This is a genomic window from Pseudomonas sp. TJI-51 (assembly GCF_000190455.2).
Classification (GTDB): domain Bacteria; phylum Pseudomonadota; class Gammaproteobacteria; order Pseudomonadales; family Pseudomonadaceae; genus Aquipseudomonas; species Aquipseudomonas juntendi.
Genome location: NZ_AEWE02000132.1, coordinates 1 through 1,352, shown reverse-complemented (window position 1 = coordinate 1,352; position 1,352 = coordinate 1). Strand labels below are relative to the sequence as shown.

At 56.7% G+C, this 1,352-nt stretch carries 1 protein-coding gene and 1 pseudogene; both read right to left on the bottom strand.

Annotation, left to right across the window (positions count from 1 at the left end; translation table 11 throughout):
• Window positions 1–81: 81 nt before the first annotated feature.
• Window positions 82–1,077, bottom strand: a complete 996-nt coding sequence (locus G1E_RS24070; protein WP_029887815.1) for an IS110 family transposase — start codon at window positions 1,075–1,077, stop codon at window positions 82–84.
• Window positions 1,078–1,097: 20 nt separating this feature from the next.
• Window positions 1,098–1,352 (bottom strand): annotated as a pseudogene (locus G1E_RS29000) (hypothetical protein); the annotation flags it as partial.

Below are 1,352 nucleotides of genomic sequence, written 5' to 3'. Positions count from 1 at the left end.
TTGAGGCATGCACCAAGGCGTTCGCGCGCGAATCCCACAGGAATAATTGGCCCGAAACAAACGTAGATACTCTGTTGGCGGTCAAGCTTTTCTGAGGTGTTCAGAGCTGAAAAGCTTGGCCGTATCAAATGGCTCATCTCCGCTCATGCACGCCCAGATGCCTGTCAGGTACTTGCGCATGACAGCGGCGATCGCTTGCATTTTTTTCTTGCCCCTGCTGATCAGCGACTCATAAAAGGCCTTCGCATAAGGATCGCAGCGCACCGCCGTCAGCGCAGGCATGTACATGGCTGCCCGTAAATAGGCATTCCCGCTTTTGCCGAGCCGACCAGGTTTATCAATGCTTGTTCCAGACTGTGTCTGTCGAACATCAAGGCCAGCATGACGAGCGACCTGAGAGGACTTGAGCGTTTCGGGCAACGTGGTCAGCTCAGCCAGGGCGGCCAGCGCCGAGACCTCTCCAATCCCAGGGCCTGCGAGGAGTTGCTCGTACTGTCGAGTTAGCCTTGGACACTGGGCGATTAACTCGCGCCCTGCCTTACGAAAGCGCTCGATTCGATTACTTAGTGAAGCAATCTCTTCTTCTTGATCCTCGATCAACATCGAGGCAGTCGTGGCGGTCGCCTGCAATGCATGCAGCTCGTTCTTCGCCCTGATACGGTGTCCCACCAAACGATTGATGTGCCGGCCAAGGCCTCTGAGTTCAAGCTGTACAGTGCTTGGAGGTGTCCACAAACGCGGGGTCATACGCTCCCCGTACTCGGACAGCAGCTGAGCATCTATTGCGTCAGTCTTGCTGTTCACCAGCATCAGTTTGGCGAAGTTGTGGAAGCTCTTGGGGTTGATCACGGAAACAGGTAGGTCGGCAGCGTGCAGCTCAATGGCCAAGTCCAGGTAATAGATCCCGGTCGCCTCCATCACGATCGACGTAGGCTTGAGCGCCTGCAGCTTTTTCACCGCAGCCTTGCGACCGGCAGGGGTTTGAGCGATATCCCACTGACCGGCAGTGCGGCCATCTTTACGCACCCCAACGACCGAAGTCCGTGAGCCGATATCGAGGCCAACCCAGACACTCATTCTTCCCTCTCCCAAGCGAATTAGGTAACAATGGCCTCCGGTTCCCCGACCTCGAACTTCATGCCGCTGCAACCTTGTAATGCGAAGTCCGACTTGTCGGCTTCTCGATACTCTTCGTGGTGGGCAATGAGGCGGGGGGCCTCTCTACGTACAAGGTCAGGGGCAAACCCTGCCTTCAGGAGCGATCGGCCTCCCCGGAAGTGCTTCTTCAGCCTGACGAGAATAACTTCTCCCGCCAGGCCAGTCACAACATACAAGGAGCGAGCGCAGCTCGC